18 protein-coding genes and 1 pseudogene are annotated in these 17,862 nt (G+C 58.7%); 9 read left to right on the top strand and 10 right to left on the bottom strand.

Features of this window, described 5'->3' with window-relative positions:
* Position 1: 1 nt before the first annotated feature.
* The 3 genes from LF599_RS15660 (at position 2) to LF599_RS15670 (ending at position 2,285) form a co-directional block, all read left to right on the top strand.
* Entirely contained in the window at positions 2 to 769 is a 768-nt protein-coding gene (locus LF599_RS15660; protein WP_279521441.1) for an ABC transporter ATP-binding protein, read from the top strand.
* Positions 766 to 1,503: an ABC transporter ATP-binding protein gene (locus LF599_RS15665; protein ID WP_279521442.1), complete on the top strand. Its 738-nt coding sequence runs from the start codon at positions 766 to 768 to the stop codon at positions 1,501 to 1,503. Before LF599_RS15660 ends, LF599_RS15665 begins: the two co-directional genes overlap by 4 nt.
* Positions 1,504 to 1,667: 164 nt before the next feature.
* Positions 1,668 to 2,285 carry an SH3 domain-containing protein gene (locus LF599_RS15670; RefSeq protein WP_279521443.1) on the top strand — a complete coding sequence of 206 codons (618 nt, stop codon included), beginning with the start codon at positions 1,668 to 1,670 and terminating at the stop codon, positions 2,283 to 2,285.
* Positions 2,286 to 2,477: 192 nt separating this feature from the next.
* On the opposite strand, the gene LF599_RS15675 is transcribed toward LF599_RS15670, so the two are convergent.
* From LF599_RS15675 to dsrA, 7 genes are all read right to left on the bottom strand, one after another.
* Positions 2,478 to 2,972, bottom strand: a complete 495-nt coding sequence (locus LF599_RS15675) for a peptidylprolyl isomerase (protein WP_279521444.1) — start codon at positions 2,970 to 2,972, stop codon at positions 2,478 to 2,480.
* Positions 2,973 to 3,076: 104 nt separating this feature from the next.
* Complete coding sequence (locus LF599_RS15680) at positions 3,077 to 3,430, bottom strand: hypothetical protein (RefSeq protein WP_269942981.1); 354 nt, start codon at positions 3,428 to 3,430, stop codon at positions 3,077 to 3,079.
* Positions 3,431 to 3,434: 4 nt separating this feature from the next.
* Positions 3,435 to 4,565 carry a DegT/DnrJ/EryC1/StrS family aminotransferase gene (locus LF599_RS15685; RefSeq protein WP_279521445.1) on the bottom strand — a complete coding sequence of 377 codons (1,131 nt, stop codon included), beginning with the start codon at positions 4,563 to 4,565 and terminating at the stop codon, positions 3,435 to 3,437.
* Between the two features lie 87 nt (positions 4,566 to 4,652).
* A complete protein-coding gene (locus tag LF599_RS15690; protein ID WP_404823720.1) occupies positions 4,653 to 6,017 on the bottom strand; it encodes a cobyrinate a,c-diamide synthase in 1,365 nt (454 codons plus the stop codon).
* Between the two features lie 115 nt (positions 6,018 to 6,132).
* A complete protein-coding gene (locus tag LF599_RS15695; RefSeq protein WP_269942982.1) occupies positions 6,133 to 6,381 on the bottom strand; it encodes a dissimilatory sulfite reductase D family protein in 249 nt (82 codons plus the stop codon).
* A gap of 65 nt (positions 6,382 to 6,446) precedes the next feature.
* Positions 6,447 to 7,592 carry a dissimilatory-type sulfite reductase subunit beta gene (gene dsrB, locus LF599_RS15700; RefSeq protein ID WP_279521447.1) on the bottom strand — a complete coding sequence of 382 codons (1,146 nt, stop codon included), beginning with the start codon at positions 7,590 to 7,592 and terminating at the stop codon, positions 6,447 to 6,449.
* An 18-nt stretch (positions 7,593 to 7,610) separates the two neighbouring features.
* A complete protein-coding gene (dsrA, locus tag LF599_RS15705; RefSeq protein WP_279521448.1) occupies positions 7,611 to 8,930 on the bottom strand; it encodes a dissimilatory-type sulfite reductase subunit alpha in 1,320 nt (439 codons plus the stop codon).
* A 376-nt stretch (positions 8,931 to 9,306) separates the two neighbouring features.
* On the opposite strand from dsrA, the gene LF599_RS15710 reads away from it, so the two are divergent.
* Together LF599_RS15710 and LF599_RS15715 are read left to right on the top strand one after the other, a co-directional pair.
* Positions 9,307 to 9,975, top strand: a complete 669-nt coding sequence (locus LF599_RS15710; protein WP_279521449.1) for a YkgJ family cysteine cluster protein — start codon at positions 9,307 to 9,309, stop codon at positions 9,973 to 9,975.
* Positions 9,976 to 9,986: 11 nt separating this feature from the next.
* The gene (locus LF599_RS15715; protein ID WP_269942984.1) at positions 9,987 to 10,241 is read left to right on the top strand and encodes a hypothetical protein; all 255 of its coding nucleotides are present in this window, start codon (positions 9,987 to 9,989) and stop codon (positions 10,239 to 10,241) included.
* Positions 10,242 to 10,581: 340 nt separating this feature from the next.
* Here LF599_RS15715 and LF599_RS15720 read toward each other — a convergent pair whose 3' ends face one another.
* The 3 genes from LF599_RS15720 to LF599_RS15730 form a co-directional block, all read right to left on the bottom strand.
* On the bottom strand, positions 10,582 to 11,016 hold the full coding sequence (locus LF599_RS15720; protein ID WP_279521450.1) for a Fur family transcriptional regulator: 435 nt from the start codon (positions 11,014 to 11,016) through the stop codon (positions 10,582 to 10,584).
* Between the two features lie 21 nt (positions 11,017 to 11,037).
* Complete coding sequence (locus LF599_RS15725; protein WP_279521451.1) at positions 11,038 to 12,006, bottom strand: metal ABC transporter solute-binding protein, Zn/Mn family; 969 nt, start codon at positions 12,004 to 12,006, stop codon at positions 11,038 to 11,040.
* A 191-nt stretch (positions 12,007 to 12,197) separates the two neighbouring features.
* Positions 12,198 to 12,692, bottom strand: coding sequence for a GlcG/HbpS family heme-binding protein (locus tag LF599_RS15730; protein WP_269942989.1), 495 nt, complete (start codon positions 12,690 to 12,692; stop codon positions 12,198 to 12,200).
* A 366-nt stretch (positions 12,693 to 13,058) separates the two neighbouring features.
* Between LF599_RS15730 and LF599_RS15735 the strand changes: the two genes are divergently transcribed.
* The 4 genes and pseudogenes from LF599_RS15735 (at position 13,059) to LF599_RS15750 (ending at position 17,804) form a co-directional block, all read left to right on the top strand.
* Positions 13,059 to 14,348, top strand: coding sequence for an acetamidase/formamidase family protein (locus tag LF599_RS15735; protein WP_279521452.1), 1,290 nt, complete (start codon positions 13,059 to 13,061; stop codon positions 14,346 to 14,348).
* 423 nt (positions 14,349 to 14,771) lie between these two features.
* A complete protein-coding gene (locus LF599_RS15740; RefSeq protein WP_279521453.1) occupies positions 14,772 to 15,065 on the top strand; it encodes a type II toxin-antitoxin system HigB family toxin in 294 nt (97 codons plus the stop codon).
* Positions 15,066 to 15,067: 2 nt separating this feature from the next.
* The gene (locus LF599_RS15745) at positions 15,068 to 16,243 is read left to right on the top strand and encodes an ImmA/IrrE family metallo-endopeptidase (protein ID WP_279521454.1); all 1,176 of its coding nucleotides are present in this window, start codon (positions 15,068 to 15,070) and stop codon (positions 16,241 to 16,243) included.
* A gap of 395 nt (positions 16,244 to 16,638) precedes the next feature.
* Positions 16,639 to 17,804, top strand: a pseudogene (locus LF599_RS15750) (IS3 family transposase).
* The last annotated feature ends 58 nt before the right edge of the window (positions 17,805 to 17,862 follow it).

Here is a 17,862-nt window from a genome sequence, read left to right on the forward strand (position 1 = left end):
CATGACACTGCTCAAAATAGACAGCCTCACCCAACGTTTCGGCGGTCTCCAGGCCGTCAGCGAGTTCTCGGTGGACATGCAGGGCGGCGAACTGATGGGCCTCATCGGCCCCAACGGCGCGGGCAAGACCACCATCTTCAACCTGATCTCCGGCTTCTACCAGCCCACCGAGGGAACCATTACCTTCGACGGCAAGCCGACCGCCGGTCTCAAGCCGCACCAGGTCACCTCCATGGGCGTCGCCCGAACCTTCCAGAATATCAGGCTGTGGCACGACATGACCGTGCTGGACAACATCCGCATCGCCCAGCACTACAGGCTGGGCTACTCGGTCTGGGATTCGGTGATCCGGGGCAAACGCTACCACGCACGCGAAGCGCGCATCCTTGAAATAGCCGAGGAGCTGCTCGAAGCCATGTCCCTGACCGACGTGGCCATGGAGCTGCCCAAGAACCTGCCCTACGGCCTCCAACGCCGGGTGGAGATAGCACGGGCCATGTCCATCCGGCCCAAGCTCCTGCTCCTGGACGAGCCCGCGGCGGGCCTGAACTCCAAGGACGTGGAGGAACTCATCACCCTGGTCCGCTGGATCCACGAGCACTTCAACATCACCATCTTCATGATCGAGCACCAGATGAAGGTCGTCACCTCCCTGTGCCAATGGATCAAGGTCATCGACTTCGGCGCGACCATCGCCGAAGGCACCCCCGAAGATATTCAGAGCAACCCGGCCGTCATCAAGGCCTATCTTGGAGACGACAACATATGACTACTCCCCTACTCGAAGTCGAGAACCTGTACGTCAAGTACGGCAACATCGAAGCCCTGCACGGCATCTCCTTCACCGTGGGCGAAGGCGAGATCGTCACGCTCATCGGCGCCAACGGCGCGGGCAAGTCGACCACGCTCATGTCCATCGCCCAACTGCCCCCGCCCGAAGCCCCCAAGGTCATCAAGGGCGACATCCGATTCAAGGGCAAATCCATCCTCGGAATGCCCGCGGACAAGGTCGTCTCCGATCTCCACATGGCCCTGGTTCCCGAGGGACGGCACATCTTCGGCAACCTGACGGTCGAGGAGAACCTCAAGCTGGCCACCTATTCCCGCAAGGACGGACAGGTCGAGATCGACCGCGACTACACGCGCGTCTACACCCTGTTCCCGCGCCTGGACGAGCGTAAGAAGCAACGCTCCGAGTCCCTGTCCGGCGGCGAGCAACAGATGCTGGCCGTGGGCCGTGCGCTCATGTCCGGTTGCCGGGGCATCATGCTCGACGAGCCGTCCATGGGGCTGGCCCCCCTGCTCATGTACGACATGTTCCGCACCCTCAAGGAATTGAACGAGGAGGGCATGACCATCCTGCTCATCGAACAGAACGCCAATCTGGCGCTCAAGTTCGCCCACCGAGGCTACGTCATCGACACCGGAGAAATCGTGGCCCAGGGTTCTTCCGCCGAACTCATGGAGGACCCAGAAGTCAAGAAGGCGTACCTGGGCGGCTGATGCCCGCACACGATTCCGGGGCCGCCCCGCACTTGTAGGCGCGCCCCGGGACCGGTTCTTTCGTTCAAACCCTCCGCCCGGCACGACATGGCACGGCTCCTGCTTTGGCACGGGCACGGGAAATATTTTCCCGCGACCGCGAAAACAACACCATGGAGAACGCCATGTCGACCGCAGCCATCGGATCGGACCTGATAACCGGCACATACACCCTGCTCCGCGCATCGGTGGAGGAAAAACAGCTCTACCAGCAGGCCGAGGAGCTGACAGACGAGTCCAGCAACGGCAATGCTTCCGCAGGCCTGACCTCGGAAATCCTGTCCATCCTGAACCAGATTCCCAAAGGGGACGACAACCGCCTCTCCTTCCAGGAGGTGGAAGACTACCGTGAGGACCTGGGGGACAAGTGGGACGAGTCGGTCATGGCCGACCTGAAGGAACTCGGAGTGGACGTCTCCTCCGAAATCGCAATGACTTACGACCCGACCACGGGCAAAGTCACCGTGCCCGCAGGCACGGCCGATGCCGACATCATCAATCGGTATTTCGAGGACAACCCCGACAAGGTCGAAGAATTCAAGAACATCATTCAACTGGGCAAACTGACCACCACGGCGTCGACCAATCTTTCCCAAAACGATTTGCTGACCAGCTTGCAACAACAGAGCATGGCCTGGTGGTTCGCCGACAACACCGACCCGTCCACCTGGTTCGATGGCGGCGGCCTGCTGGCCTTCAGCGGGGGAAGCTCCGCCTACACCGGTCTGAACCTGATGGTCTGATCCGGTCGCAAAGGCTGCACTCCGCAACAGACCGACAAAAAGAGGCGCGCCATGCTCAAAGCATGACGCGCCTTTTCTCTTTTCTGGGAAGGGCGGGCCGTCCAGCGGCCCTCGCAAACACTTTCCCCGGGGTTTCGCCCGGCGTTCGCGCCTGCGATAAAACGTCCGTGCGGCTTGCGCCCGGACCGAATGCTACTCGACCACGTAGGCCTTGTTGATGACTACCGGCTCAACCGGCACATCGTCGTGGAAGCCGTGGCGGCCGGTATCCACATCCTTGATCTTGTCCACGGTGTCCTGGCCTTCGACGACCTTGCCGAACACGGCGTATCCCCAACCCTGAGGGGTCTCGGAGGAGAAGTTCAGGAAGCCGTTGTCCTTGACGTTGATAAAGAACTGGGAGGAAGCGGAATGCGGATCCATGGTCCGGGCCATGGCCAGGGTGTACTTGTCGTTGGCCAGACCGTTGTTTGCCTCGTTCTTGATGGGCGCGCGGGTCGCCTTTTCCTTCATGTCCGGGTCCATGCCACCACCCTGGATCATGAAGTTGGAGATGACGCGGTGGAAAATGAGGCCGTCGTAGAAGCCGTCCTCAACGTACTGCTGGAAGTTGGCCGCACTCGCGGGGGCCTTGTCGAAATCGAGCTCGATGACGATGTCGCCCATGGTGGTTTCCATTTTAATCATGAATACGCTCCTTTGTGCCGGGACTCGCCCGACGTGATGTCTTTTGGGGATTTTCCCCTTATCAAAGCCCGCCGCGCCTGGCAAATCAGGACGCCGGGCGGGGTCTACTGCCCGGCTTCGGGCACATCCGTTACCGTGCCCTTGACTGCCGGAACGTCGACCCGGGGGTCGTAGAACATGTCGAGATCGTCGTCGGCCGACTCCGCCCGCCGAACCTCCCGGACCGATCCCTCGGCCTTGAAGGTCAGCAGGGAGCCGAGCTTCATGACGTTCCGTTCAATAACCAGTTCCGCCTGGGGCTCCACGATCTCGGCCTGCTTGGCGGAACGGGGGCCCTCAGGGGTAAAGTCCACGGGCGACGGACCGTCCAGGAAGCCCGTGACCACATAGGCCAGCGCCACTCCCGCGGCAACGGGCTTGAGCACCCGCACCATCCCGGCCCACGTCCACCAGACCACGCCGCTACCCCTCGATAACCTTAACGATGGTCTCCTGATCCTCGGCGGTCAGGTAGGGATGCATGGGCAGGGCGAAGATGCGCGAAGCCACATCTTCCGACACCGGGAAATCGCCCTCCTTGTAGCCAAGGGAGGCAAACGTCTTCTGCAGGTGCAAGGGCTTGGGATAGTAGATGCCCGTGGGAATGGATGCCTCGGACAGCTTGGCCATGACCTCGGCGCGCTGCTCGGAATCCCGCGCCAGCACGCAATACTGTGCCCAGACCGAGACATTGCCCTCGGGCACGGAAGGCGGAGTCAGCCCGTCCACGCGGGACAGAAGCTCGGCATAGCGGTTGGCCACTTCCTGACGCTTGGCGATCTCGTCGGGGAAAATCTCGAACTTGGCCAGCAGCACAGCGGCCTGAATGGAATCGAGCCTGGCGGTCAGGCCGAGCCTGTCGTTGTCGTACTTGTGCGAGCCCATGCCGTGCACCCGGATGGAGACCAGCAGCTTGTGCAGCTCCTCGTTGTTGACGAAGACCATGCCGCCGTCGCCGTAGCAGCCCAGAGGCTTGGCCGGGAAAAAGGAGGTGCAGGCGAGATCGCCCAGGGAACACACGGACCGGCCCTTGTAGGTTGCGCCAAAGGACTGGGCCGCGTCGACCAACAGGAACAGCCCGGAGTTGTGGGCCAGAGGCTCGATGGCATCGTAGTCGGCGGGTTGGCCGAAGATATCCACGGCAATGACGCCCTTGGGGGTGAGTTCCTTGCGGTTTTCCTTTACGTGGCGAATCTTGCGCCGCAGGTCGTCGGCGTCAAGGTTGTAGGTCACGGGGTCGACATCCACGAAAATCGGGGTTGCGCCGAGCAGGGCCACCACTTCGGCCGTGGCGATGAAGGTAAACGGAGTGGTGAAAACGGCATCGCCGGGGCCCACGCCCAACGCCATGAGGGACATGAGCAGCGCGTCGGTTCCGGAGGAGCAGCTCACGGCGCGGGATACGCCGGTGTATTCGGCCAGACGGGTTTCAAGTTCGCCGATTTCCGGGCCCATGACATAGGCACCGTGCTCAAGCACGGTTTCAATGTTGTCCTTGATCCGATTTTCTATCTGCCTGTACTGCGTTTTCAGGTCGATGAAAGGTATGCTCATTTACAGCTCACTTTTATGGCTTTAATGTAAGAATGGGTGATTGTGTACCGGCAGTGTCTCACGAAAGAACGTGCCGAGACAAGAAATTTACTGTCCGCCGCCCTTTCCGTACGCGGCCGCGGCGGCCACGAAACGGTTGGCCCAGCCAGGGACGGCAAGGGCGTGAATGTGATTGTATCCGGCCCAGGTATTCCGGTGCAGGAACCCGTCACGACCCAGCGCACTGCCCTGCCCCCGGCACATGCGCAACCCGTGCCGCAGGTCCGCCGCGCCGTCGGACACGCACATGGAGTAATGGAATTCATGGCCCAGAATGCGTTCGCCCCGGGGGAAAAAGACGGAGTCCTCCACCACCTCGGCCTCGGTGTAGCCGAGTCCCTGCGGACGCGGACAGAACGCTGTGCCCAGCGGAAACACACCCGCCATCTTGTGCGACGCCCCGTCGACTTCAAGCGTGTCGCACAGGACCATGAACCCGCCGCATTCGGCGTAGATGGGCATCCCGGCCTCGGCTCGGGAGTGCAGGTAATCAAGGGCCGGACGATTGGCCGCAATGCGCTCCGCAAAAACCTCGGGAAAGCCGCCGCCCAGATAGAGGCCGTCGACCTCGGGCCAGGGTTCGCCATCGAGCAGGCTGACGCGCACCAGTTCGGCCCCGGCATGTTCCAGGGCCTCCAGATTTTCAGGATAATAGAACCACAGGGCCGCGTCGTGGACGTAGCCGATGCGGGCCGCCTTCGCAGCCGCCGGGCCGGGGAATACGGGAGCCGGAGCAGGACCGAAATTCGGTGCGGCGTCGGCTACAGCGGCAATGCCGTCAAGGTCCAGCCATTCCTCGGCCAGATCGGCCAGCCGGTCCAGATGGCCGGCGCCATCGTATTCCTGGTCGGACATGAGCCCCATATGCCGTTCGGGGATGGGATTCGCGCCCATCTTGGGCAGCACCCCGAGGACCGGTACATCGCTGTAGGTCTCCATGGACCGAAGCAGAACCGAGCGATGCCGTTCCCCTGCCGTGCGATTGAGGATGACGCCCGCCAGATTCAGCCCCGGTTCGAACCCGGCGCACCCCTGCACCACGGCGGCCACGGTGCGGGTCATCTTGGTGCAGTCGATCGCCAGAATGACGGGGCAGTCGATCATGCGGGCCAGCTCGGAGCTGGAACAGGTGCCGCGCTCGTCCATGCCGTCGAACAGGCCTCGGTTGCCTTCGACGAGGCTCAGGTCCGCGCCTGCGGACTTGTGATAGAAGACGGAGCGGATGATCTCGCGGGAATGAAAAAATGGATCAAGGTTCGAACAGCCGCGCCCGGCAGCCAGGCCGAGCCACTGCGCGTCGATATAGTCCGGCCCCTTCTTGAACGGGGCCACGACACGCCCCGCCCTGCGAAAGGCGCGCGCCAGGGCCAGAGACACTATCGTCTTGCCGGTGCCGCCGGACAAACCGGCCAAAAGTATGCGAGGAACGGATTCGGGCACGTTTGAATGAGGGCTTATTGAACCAAGAAAGCCTTGCCCGTCATCTACTCGACGAGGGCAAGGCTTGAAAAGCGATCAGGACGGAAGACTAGTCTTCGCCCTCGCTGTGAGCCTGCTTGCCGACACCGGCCAGGCCGTACATGGTGGTGGACCCGGAGGACCAGAACACCATTTTCTCTTCCTGAACCAGCTGGGTCAGGAGCTTTTTGACAGCGCGGCTCTTCTCATCCGGGAAAAGCTTAGTGAAGTCGTTGAAGTAGAACTTGGTCTTGCTCTTGGACTTCTCTTCGCAAAACTTGATGATTTCAGCTTTTGCAGCTTCGGGATCGAGTGCCATGATGGACTCCTTCTTTTTCTAAAGCCGGGGTACGGCTGAGAGCCGTACCCCGGTGCTTCATTTTTCTACCACTTGAACTGAGTGGTCTGACGCCAAGTGTAGTACGCCGGATCACGGAAGTCATCAATCAGATGCTCAGTGAAGGGCAGCTCGCATTTCTCGAAGAAACGCTCCCAACCGATGCGGTTGGCCCAGTCGCCCAAACGTTCGTACTTGTTGGCATCCTCGGCGTAGGTGTCGAGGATCTTCTTGATCACCTTGGTCATCGTGGGCCAGCGAGGCGGCTCGTTGGGCACGTAGGGAACCACGACCTTGGAGAAGGCGGGCTTGGTGATGCGGTTGGAGATCTTGCCGCCGACCATGATCGCGATACCGTCGCCCTCGCCATCGGACAGGGGCAGGGACGGACACATGGTGTAGCAGTTACCGCAGAACATGCAGCGTTCCTGCTTAATGGCGACGGTCTTGTAGGTCTCGCCGTCGATCTCAACCTTGGACGGACGGACTGCACCGGTGGGGCAGGCGGCCACGGCCAGGGGGATTTCGCACAGGTTGTCCAGGTACTGGTGGTCGATGATGGGCGGTTTGCGGTGGATACCGAGAATGGCGATATCGGAGCAGTGCACCGCGCCGCACATGTTCAGACAACAAGCCATGGAGATGCGCACCGGGGCGGGCAGCTTCATGTTCTGGAAGTCATCGAACACGACGTCCATGGTAGCCTTGACGGTACCGGAAGCATCGGTGGCCGGAGTGTGGCAGTGGACCCAGCCCTGGGTGTGAACGATGTTGGTCACACCGGCGCCGGTTCCGCCGACCGGGAACTTGTGGGAGCCGCCGGGGAACGTCTGGCCGTTCAGGTAAGTCTTCAGTTCCTTGGCGGCCTCTTCGGTCTCGACCTGGAACTCAAGGTTGTTACGAGTGGTGAAACGGACGTAGCCGCCGGAGAACTTGTCGGCGATTTCGCAGATTTCACGGATATGAGTGACGGACATCAGGCGGGCGGTACCAGCGCGGACGGTGTAGGTCTTGTCGCCGGACTCGGCCACGTGCAGCAGGATGCCGGGCTCGATGATCTCATGGTAGTCCCATTTACCAAAGTTCTTTTTGATAACCGGGGGCAGATACTCGCCGAAGTGACGAGGTCCGATGTCGGAAATCCGACCTTCCATCGGTTTGTCGGGATTGTACCCGGAAGAAATAAAAGCCATATTGATTCACTCCTCTTTTTAGCGCTGGTGGCGCTTGCGGAATTCGTTGATATCGCGGTCCCAACCACCTTCGACGTCTTCGGCTTTCCAGAAGATGTAGGGGTTGTGGCGAGGTTCCTGAACCTGGCGGGCGTCAACGGGAACGCCGGCGGCGTCGATCAGGGCAGCCATGCCCAGACGCTTCATGGTCTCGCCGATACGCTCACGGTTCTTACCTTCTTCCATCCACCAATCCCAAATGTTCTCGATGAGGTCCTTGATGGCCTGGTAGTCGTCGTCCTTGTTCACTTCCATGAACGGAACGAGCAGGGAACCCATCTGGGGACCGTCGAGGATCGGGGCCTTGGCGCCGCACAGAACCGAGCAGCCGCGTTCGTCACCGACTTTCAGGGCGCGAGGCATGGTGTTGATGCAGTGCATGCAACGGACGCATTCCTTGTGGTCGATGGCCAGCTTGCCATCTTCGTAGGAGATGCAGTTGGACGGGCACAGGTCAACGACTTCCTTCTGGATGTCGAACGCACCCCAATCACGACCAGCGTGGGCGCCGGCGTTGGGAGCGATTTCGCCGCCGACGTAGGCGGCAACGGCTTCCTGATCGACCTTGATCGGATCCTTCCAGGTACCGATGAAGGACAGGTCGGAACGGGCGATGGCGGCAACGCAGCCATTGGGGCAGCCGTCGAACTTGAATTTGAACTTATAGGGGAACGCCGGACGGTGGAGTTCGTCCTGGTATTCCTGGGTCAGGTTGTAGCACAGCTCCTGGGTGTCGTAGCAGGCGTACTCACAGCGGGACATGCCGAGGCAGGTAGCGGGGGTACGCAGGTTGGAGCCGGAACCGCCGAGGTCGATTTCCAGGTCATGGGTCAGTTCCCAGAAGATTTCCTCCAGCTGCGGAGTGGTGGTGCCCAGGAACACGATGTCGCCGGTGGCGCCGTGCATGTTGGTCAGACCGGAACCGCGAAGTTCCCAGATCTTGATCAGATTGCGCAGCAGCTCGGTGTTGTACCACTTGCCGTTGGGCTGAGCCACGCGGACGGTGTGGAAGTGAGCGACGCCGGGGAACATCTGGGGCTGGTCACAGTAACGGCCGATAACGCCGCCGCCGTAACCGAAAACGCCGACGATGCCGCCATGTTTCCAGTGAGTTTCGCCGTCGGTGTACGACATTTCGAGGACACCCAGCAAATCATCGGGACAATCGACGGGGATCTGGTAATCCAGACCCTTCTCGTTCTTGGCTCGAGCGTCGGCCTCCTGTTTAATGTCGGATACGAAGCTGGGCCACGGGCCGCTTTCCAGCTGATCCAACAGAGGAGTTTTGTGTTTCGCCATTCCCTTAACCTCCATAGTTTGATTAAGATGTTGCCATCAACCATTATTGCGCCCGGGCCGGCAAATGGTGAAAAAATCACCTGAAGCCAGAACGCCTTTTCCTACGTAACGCAACTACCTGGAATAACGGCAATTGCGCCAATATTCACAAGGTATGCAGGGCTGACAATGTACTGAACCCTTCGGTTTTCTGTCAACCGAAATATCCAAGAACCCATTGTCAATCCTCAGCTTGCGGACTCAATGGACTACCTGATTCAGGGGGTGTTCGCCACCCCGACCTTGCCTTCGCGGCCGAGCCGGAGTATCGGTCCCTTGGACAGGATATTGACCGCCATAACCGTTACAGCAAAAGGGTCTAAGGAGCAACACAAACTTGCAGATTCAAAACACTAACGCCCCCCGCTGCCGCCGCTGCGGACAGTGCTGCCGCAAAGGCGGCCCGGCCCTCCACGTTCAGGACCTGCCGCTCCTTCAGGACGGCTCCATCCCGCTGGCCGACGTTGTCACCTTGCGCGCCGGTGAATGGGTATACGACCAACCCGCGCAACAAGTCATGCCGCTCTCTTCCGAGATGCTCAAGATCAAGGGACGCGACGGAACCTGGACTTGCCTCTACCTGAGTCCCGAAAGCAACACTTGCGCCATCTACGCCACCCGTCCTGCCGAGTGCGAAGCGCTGTTCTGCGAAGACGTGGCCCCGCTGCGGGCCATGTACGAGGAGGAGCGGCTCACACGCGCCGACCTGCTCCCCGAAGGACACCCCCTGCTCGAACTCATGGCCGAACACGACCGGCGGTGCGATCCCCGGCGCATGGAAGAGCTGGCCAAGGCGGCCCGCGAAGGCGACGGCCAGGCGGGCGAAGAGCTCAAGGAGATGGTCGTATATGATATTGAAATGCGTCGCCTCGTTCCGCAGAAATCCGGCATGTCGGCGGAACTGAACGACTTTTTCTTCGGCAGGCCCCTGCACGTGCTCCTCGGCGGCATGAGCGTCAAGGTCTACCACTCGGGCGACACGGTCCGCTTCAACTTTCAAGCTTAGGAGGACACGCCATGAAAGACGAACTCGGCGTATACTACACCCCGTCCCTGCAACACCCCGAAGTGCGCATGTATGTGCGCGACAACCAGGGCGAGATAGAATTCCGCCTCTACAACCCCGACGAACCCATCATCTGGGAAAAGCACCAGTGGGTCCCCTACCAGGCCATTGAAGCCGCCGCCGTCATGTTCCGCGAGAAGAACACCGATCGCAACCCGCTGGCACTCTACGACCTCGACATCGCCCGCAAACTTCTCGAAGATTAGCGCCCTCGGCAACTTGATTCGAACACCCGCAACCCCACGCCGCCCGGACCCTCCGGGCGGTTTTCTTTTGCTAAATGGGAATTTTTCCCAGAAAGGAGGAAGCAACAACAGGAGCTTCCCCTATTGTCTTCATGGTGAAAGTGTGAGTGTATGACACCGTTCATTGAGAACAATTGTTTTCCCGGCAATCCCCGCCGGGAACTCCCCCCGAAAGGCTCCAATCACCGCCATGGAGCCTTTCTTTTTGCCTGTTGTCACATGCCGCCATGAACGATCGGGCGCGCAGGCTCTCCCCCGCAAAGGCCCGCCGTCCGCCGCAAACGGCCCCATCAGCGGGAACCTACGCTCCCGCCGCACGGGCGCAATCGCGGCACAAGCCCTCAAGAACAAGGTCCACATGGCTAACGAGTAGGCCAAGGGAGTCGGCCACGGCGGACTCGTCGAACCGGATGGCCTCGTTGGCGATGCATTGAATCCGCCCGCAGCCGGTGCAATGGAAATGGCTGTGCGCTCGTCCCACGCAATAATGCTGTGCCCGCTCGCCCGAACTGATTCGATTGATCGCGCCCTTCTCCGCCAACAGGTCGAGAATGCGGTAGACCGTGACCCGGTTGAGCTTGTGTTCGCGCAGGACCTCGGCGAGGACCTCTCCGGCGGTCACCGGGCCATGCCCCGCGGCCACGGCGGACACAACCATGATACGATTGAGGGTCGGCTCCAGGCCCGCCCGTTCGAGCAGTTCCCGAGCGGCCTCGGCAGAATCGAGCAGCGTCATGACGGCCTCCTGGACATCGCGTCAGCTCAAAGCGCGTCCGAACGCCTCGGCCGCGTGCAGCAGGTTGCCCTTCCAGTCCTCGGCCAGCGGATCGAGGGGAAGGACCCGTGCGTTCAGCTCGGAGGCGATTACCTCTGCGCTCCGCTTGGAGAACTGGGGCTGGACAAAAACCACGGTCACCCCGAGCTCCCGCCCGTGCTCGATGATTTCGGCCAGATGCCTGGGGCTCGGCTCGTTGCCGCCCGCCTCGATGGCCACCTGCGTCAGGCCGTACCGCTGGGCGAAGTATCCCCAGGAGGGATGAAAGACCATGAAGGCGCGCTTTCCCACCGGGATGGCCGCCATGGCCTCGGCGATGGTCGCGTCCAGCTTGTCGAGCTCATTCAGAAACGCCGCCAGGTTCGCCTCGTATTCGGTCTTGTGAGCCGGATCGGCCCGAACCAGCCCGTCGCAGGTGTTTCGCGCTATGGTCTTGACCCGCACGGGATCGAGCCAGATATGCGGGTCGAGAATCCCGTGGTCATGTTCATCCGAGTGCGCGGCCGCATGATCGTGCCCCTCGTGCTCGGCCTCATCATGATGGTGCTCGGCCTCATCATGATGGTGCTCGGCCTCGTCATGATGGTGCTCGATCATGGGGATCTTGTCCACGCCCTCCTGGGTGCGGACCACCAGCATGTCCCTGTTCGCCCCCTTCAATTTGGGCAGCCAGACGTCTTCCAGATTGATGCCGATGGCGAAATAGACCTGCGCCTTGGCCAGGGCGGCCATTTGCCGGGGAGTGGGCTCGTACATGTGCGGGTTGGCCCCGGGCTGAACCAGCACACTCACATCCGTCAACTCCCCGCCGATGCGCTCCACGAAATACTTCTGCGGCAGGATGGACACGAACGCCCGCACCTTGCCCGCCGCCGACGCGGGACCGGCCCAGGCCAAGGTCAACCCGAGCGCGACCAGAAACACCTTTTTCACCATATCGGAAACCGCCATGACACCCTCCATGGGTTGAAGTCTCGCCTTGCCCGATTCGAGCAAGACAATTGCATGGTGCAACTTGGTTGCATCGCTGTCAACAGCCTTGCGGCACTTGCTCCGCTTCTCACCTTGCGAAAGGAGCGCGGCCCGGACCGGGAGATTCCCCGGACCGGGCCGCACAGTGTTCGGATTAGCAGAAACGGAAGCTACTTGATGACCGCCGCCCCGGCCATAGCCACACTTTCGTCTTCGTCCACGGTGCCGCCGGACACGCCGATGGCTCCTATGATGACGTTGTTTTTGTCGACGAGCAACACGCCGCCCGCGAACAGGATCAGGCCGTCATTGCTGACCTCGATACTGTAAAGTGACTCGCCGGGCTGGGATGCGGCACCCAGGGTCCGGGTGGACATATTGAAGTACCGGGCCGTCACGGCCTTCTTGATGGAGATGTCGATGCTGCCGAGAAACGCGTCTTCCTGGCGATAGAACGCCTTGAGATTGCCGCCCGCGTCCACGATGGCGATATTCATGGGCACCTTGATTTCCTCGGCTTTCTTCAACGCGGCCTGAAGTATCGTCTGCGCCTGGACCAAAGTGACATCCCCGGGGAGGGTCTTGACGGGCCCCTCGGCAAAGGCGGGCACGGAAAAGAGCGCGACGGCGAAAACGAGAAACGCGGAAAACATGATTTTTCGCATAAAATCCTCCTTGCTGTACGAATCGCCGCCCGGACTTTTCGACTCCCCTGCGGAACCAAAGGCAATGGGCGGCAAATTATTTTACAAATTACACCCATGAAAACAGCAAGGCAACAAATCGATAAATAAAAACGTCACCTCCATCGGACACTACATGATGGCGAATCGGGCAATGCTTTCATGCACCGCTCCGGTATATTACATAAACAAAAATCCGCCTGTTGTTTTTGACATATTCTTCTGCCGGAAGGTTTGCTTTAAGCCGGGGAGTGCATATATTGAAAATCAGGATTCAATCGCCTTCGAAAGCGGGGTTGAGTCGATCTCGCGGCTGAAAGGCAACATTCAGACAAGGAGAGATACCACATGGCCAGTAAGACAGTGTTCGTAAACCAATTCACCAACGGTATCCTCGGCCCCGACGAGTCCATGCTCGGCCCCGTTGAAGACGGCGGCGTCATCATAGCCAACACCGCTCCGGGCTGCTGGGGGCCCATGCTCACCCCGGCCATCCGCGGCGGCCACGAAGTGACCCGGCCCGTACAGGTCGAGGGAGCCGAGCCTGGCGACTCCATCGCCATCCGCATCCTGTCCATCAACGTGACCTCCCGTTGCACCGCTTCGGGCAACGACACCACGTTCGCCGACCGATTCCTGGGCGACCCCTATGTTGCGGGCAAATGCCCCCAGTGCGGCACGTTGTACGAGGAGACCTGCGTGGAAGGCACCGGCCCCGAGTGCGTCAAATGCGCAAAATGCGGCGCTCCGGCGGCTCCTTTCGCCTTTACCAACGGCTACACCATCGCCTTCAACGACAAAGGCACCTTGGGCGTGACCCTGAACAAGGAAGCCGCGCAAAAGGCTGCCGACGACGCCCGGGAAAACATGTGCATCCCGGATAATTCCATCCAGAACCCGGTGGTGGCCATGGCCCCCAGCGACCTTCCGGGACTGGTCGCCAGAATGATTCCCTTTGTGGGCCAACTGGGTGTCGTGCCCGTGCGGAACACCCCGGACTCCCACAACGCCCGCGACCTGGGCTCCTTCCTGGTGGATGCGCCGCACGAATACGGCATCACCCAGGAGCAACTGGACGATGTGACCGACGGCCACATGGACATCAACCGCGTGCGCGCGGGCGCTGTGCTGATCGCCCCGGTGCGCGTGCCCGGAGGCGGCGTATACGTGGGCGACATGCACGCCATGCAGGGCGACGGCGAGATCGCGGGCCATACGGCCGACGTATCCGGCGTCGTCACCATGCAGGTGTCCGTGCTCAAGGGCGTCACCTGCGGCGGCCCCATCATCCTGCCCGTGTACGACGACCTTCCGCTCCTGGCCCGCCCCCTGAACGACGAGGAAAAGCATCAGGCCATGCTGGAGGCCGAGAAATGGGGCGTCGCCCTGGAAGAATCGGCCCCCATCTCCTTTGTCGGCTCCGGGCCGACCCTGAACGACGCCACCAGCAACGCCCTGACCAGGGCCGCCGAATTCCTGGACTGCACGGTCCCGGAGGTCATGAACCGCGCCACCATCACCGGCAACATCCAGATCGGCCGCGCCCCCGGCACCGTCACAGCCACCTTCCTGGCCCCGACCGCCAAACTACGCGAAAAAGGCGTCTACGACCTCATCCGCACCCAATACGGCCTGTAATCCCAGAGCCAAACCACGCAACCCCTAAAAAACATGCGGCGTTTCGCTGGAGAGCGAAACGCCGCTTTTTTTGTAGAGCATCCCTCACGCCTGTTTCCCTTGGAAAAAGTCCATGAGATACCGCCCTCCTGCCGAGGTGCTCCCCCCGAAAAAAACAAAAGAGCCCCGAACAAAAGGGGCTCTCCATACGGTCGCGAATTTAATCGGCCTAAAATTTGGCAGGGGAGGGACGTGAATATGTAACATAACCCATTGCTTTAACTTAAGTAATTAAATTCGATCTCAAAATCTACGCACAAACCTACTCACAATGTCGAACGCACATTAAGGTCGCACACGACAAGTTCCCAATTCATGAACTTTTCCTGTTGACTTTTTTTGGGAACCAACTATGTTCTGAACAGGAGGCAGCAAGAGACAGACATGAGAATAATCAGTCGGGCGACACTACGCGAGTATGGGGACAGCCACGCTGACGCAAAAGATGCGCTTGACTCTTGGTTCCATGAAGTTCGCAAAGAGGACTGGAAAACTTGGACCGACATTAAAGCCAAGTACCCTTCTGCTTCCCCGCTAGGCAATGACAGATACGTTTTTAACATCAAAGGAAACACCTACAGGATTATTGTCGTAATAAATTTTGTTGCTAAGATTATTTATATTCGCTTTGTCGGCACTCATGCTGAGTACGACAAAATTGATGCAGAGAAGGTGTAATTATGATGAAGCTGATCAAAACTAAGCAGGATCACGAGTTGGCCCTTAAGCGTATTGAGACGCTCCTTGCAGACAGTTCTTCCCAGGAAGCAATGGATGAACTCGAACTGCTTGCACACCTTGTCGACCAATACGAAGAGAAGGAATTCCCGATCGACTTCCCCTCCCCTGTTGCTGCAATCAAGTTCCGCATGGACCAACTCGGTCTCAAGCAAAAAGATTTAGTCTCTTACATTGGGAGCAAGAGCAAGGTCTCTGAGGTGCTGAACGAAAAGCGTCCCCTTACCCTTGAGATGATGAGAAAGCTGAATAGCGGGCTAGGCATCCCCGCCGAAACACTTCTTCAAAGTCCAAAAGCAGAATTTCCAAAAACATACACTGACTTGAATTGGGAGCAATTTCCGCTTCGAGAATTAGTTAAAAGAGGGGTTGTTGAAGCGAAGCATATAAAAGAACGTGCCGAGGAGGCTATGAGAGGCCTCATCCATGCTGCGGGCTCTCCCCAACTTGCAAATGCCTGTCTTAGACAGGGCTCTTGGAATGGCAAAACAGCAGACTGTTACGCAACTCTTGCCTGGGAACTAATTGTTCGAGCTCGCGCTCGTGAAGTTGAGCTTAGCACAAAATACAGACATGGCTCTTTCACCGAAGCACACATGGAAAAGCTCGCCCACTTAAGCATATACACAGATGGACCCAAACTAGCCGTCGAATATCTCGCCAGATATGGGATAATCCTTTTAACTGAGCCTGCAATAAAGGGGACTTACCTTGATGGTATAGCTCTTCTATTAGAAGACGGGACACCTGTCGTTGGATTGACCCTCAGATTAGATCGAATTGACTATTTCTGGTTTACCCTAATGCATGAACTAGCTCATATCATCAAACACTTAACGCCTGAGCAATCTTCAATTATCGACTTCAAAGATGGATCTTCAGCAAAAGACACTGAGGACGAAGCCAATACAATTGCCTCCAACGCCCTAATCCCTGCTGAACTCTGGACTAACAGCAAAGCAAAGCAACGTGGCAGCAAAGTTGGAGTTCTGGAGCTTGCAGAACAACTGGAAATTCACGAAGCAATCGTAGCAGGAAGAGTCCGAAAAGAAAGAAACAACTATCGCGTCCTTTCTGGATTGGTTGGGCAAAAGCAGATTCGCAAGTTGTTTTGGTAAATAAAGAATCTCCCCTATGTTGGCGCATAGAGGAGATTATCCCGAAATCCAAACCGCTGAGGCCGGATCGGGCACCCTTGGCAGGGCAGAGATGAACTCACACCATCTCTCTACCCACTGAACCACTCAGAGTCAAGAAATACGCCTCGTAGGGAGAAGTTCAATGCAGAACTCGAACTCTACTGGCAAAGTGTTGATCTTTCGCTGGACCCGCAGATGTCCGAAAACTGGTAAGATCATCCGCGCAAAGAAGCGCCCCTTTCCCCTGTGGGTAGACGCAGAGCGCTAATCATCAGCACCCCGCTTCGGCGGGGTTTTCTATTGCCCTAGAGGTGGTAGCGGTTTTTTGGACAGGTCATTAAGGTGGAGTCCGACGACGAGGAGGACTTCAGACAATGTCCAAGAGAAGACGCTTTTCAGCAGAGTTCAAGGCCAAGGTTGCGCTTGATGCATTATCGGGCGAAATGACGCTTTCGGAGCTGGCCAGCAAGTACAAGGTTCACCCCAATCAAGTCTCGACTTGGAAGAAGCAAGCCAAGGAACTGATCGTTGCTGGCTTTTCCGACAAAGTTCAAAGCCGTAAGGCCCAAGAAGAAAACGATCTCAAGGAGCTGCACGCAAAGATCGGTCAGCTCACAATCGAGACTGATTTTTTACAAAAAGCCTTCGCTCGGAAGTGACGCATGAGCGGAGGCGGCAGATGGTCGACAAGCATCATCCGTCACTGAGTATATCGCGCCAATGCCGCATGCTGAGCATGCTTCGCTCGACGTACTATTACAGGCCCAAGGGCGAGAGCTAGTTCAATCTGCGGTTGATGCGCCTGATTGATGAGCAGTTCCTGGAAACGCCATTCTTCGGCAGTCGCCAGATACGATACCATTTAATCCATCTTGGCTATGCCGTTGGTCGTCGCAGAGTACGACGCTTGATGTGTAAGATGGGGTTGTCAGCGATCTACCAAAAGCTAAGGACGACAGTTCCGCATCCAGAGCATCGGGTGTACCCTTATCTGCTGCGAGGACTGCGAATCGACCGACCAAATCAGGTCTGGTGTGCCGACATCACGTACATCCCAATGAAACGAGGCTTCTTGTACCTCGTGGTGATTATGGATTGGCATAGTCGTGCTGTCTTGTCGTGGCGCTTGTCGAACACGATGGAAGCCGACTTTTGCGTTTCAGCCTTGGAGGACGCAATCAATCGTTATGGCGTGCCTGAGATCTTCAACACGGATCAGGGCAGCCAGTTTACCAGTTACGACTTTACAAGGTCGCTCAAGAAGACAGGCATACGCATCTCCATGGACGGCAAAGGCCGCTGGATGGATAACGTCATGATCGAGCGCTTGTGGCGCAGCATGAAATACGAATGCGTGTATTTGCAGGAATTGGAGACAGGAAGCCAGGCCCGAATGGAATTGGCGAGATGGTTCAGGTTCTATAACTGGCAACGTCCGCATTCAGTCTTTGACGGAAAGCGGCCAATGGAGATATATCAGGACACCCCCATCCCTGGGGGGCTAGCCCCCCAGGGATGGGGAGCCCGTCAGGCGGCATAGTAAGTACCAGGCTCCACCTTAATCCTGCCGCCAAACTGTCCGAACAACCGGGACCACC

The organism is Pseudodesulfovibrio thermohalotolerans (assembly GCF_021353295.2).
GTDB lineage: Bacteria > Desulfobacterota > Desulfovibrionia > Desulfovibrionales > Desulfovibrionaceae > Pseudodesulfovibrio > Pseudodesulfovibrio thermohalotolerans.

What these genes read in the sequence shown, in the direction of transcription:
- LF599_RS15720 (WP_279521450.1), bottom strand. Translation starts at nt 11,016, where the DNA reads ATGACGCTGCTCGATTCTGCCGAGGCCGCTCGGGAACTGCTCGAACGG.
- LF599_RS15660 (WP_279521441.1), top strand. Translation starts at nt 2, where the DNA reads ATGACACTGCTCAAAATAGACAGCCTCACCCAACGTTTCGGCGGTCTC.
- LF599_RS15725 (WP_279521451.1), bottom strand. Translation starts at nt 12,006, where the DNA reads ATGGCGGTTTCCGATATGGTGAAAAAGGTGTTTCTGGTCGCGCTCGGG.
- dsrB (WP_279521447.1), bottom strand. Translation starts at nt 7,592, where the DNA reads ATGGCTTTTATTTCTTCCGGGTACAATCCCGACAAACCGATGGAAGGT.
- LF599_RS15670 (WP_279521443.1), top strand. Translation starts at nt 1,668, where the DNA reads ATGTCGACCGCAGCCATCGGATCGGACCTGATAACCGGCACATACACC.
- LF599_RS15665 (WP_279521442.1), top strand. Translation starts at nt 766, where the DNA reads ATGACTACTCCCCTACTCGAAGTCGAGAACCTGTACGTCAAGTACGGC.
- LF599_RS15735 (WP_279521452.1), top strand. Translation starts at nt 13,059, where the DNA reads ATGGCCAGTAAGACAGTGTTCGTAAACCAATTCACCAACGGTATCCTC.
- LF599_RS15675 (WP_279521444.1), bottom strand. Translation starts at nt 2,972, where the DNA reads ATGATTAAAATGGAAACCACCATGGGCGACATCGTCATCGAGCTCGAT.
- LF599_RS15740 (WP_279521453.1), top strand. Translation starts at nt 14,772, where the DNA reads ATGAGAATAATCAGTCGGGCGACACTACGCGAGTATGGGGACAGCCAC.
- LF599_RS15730 (WP_269942989.1), bottom strand. Translation starts at nt 12,692, where the DNA reads ATGCGAAAAATCATGTTTTCCGCGTTTCTCGTTTTCGCCGTCGCGCTC.
- LF599_RS15695 (WP_269942982.1), bottom strand. Translation starts at nt 6,381, where the DNA reads ATGGCACTCGATCCCGAAGCTGCAAAAGCTGAAATCATCAAGTTTTGC.
- LF599_RS15745 (WP_279521454.1), top strand. Translation starts at nt 15,068, where the DNA reads ATGATGAAGCTGATCAAAACTAAGCAGGATCACGAGTTGGCCCTTAAG.
- dsrA (WP_279521448.1), bottom strand. Translation starts at nt 8,930, where the DNA reads ATGGCGAAACACAAAACTCCTCTGTTGGATCAGCTGGAAAGCGGCCCG.
- LF599_RS15685 (WP_279521445.1), bottom strand. Translation starts at nt 4,565, where the DNA reads ATGAGCATACCTTTCATCGACCTGAAAACGCAGTACAGGCAGATAGAA.
- LF599_RS15715 (WP_269942984.1), top strand. Translation starts at nt 9,987, where the DNA reads ATGAAAGACGAACTCGGCGTATACTACACCCCGTCCCTGCAACACCCC.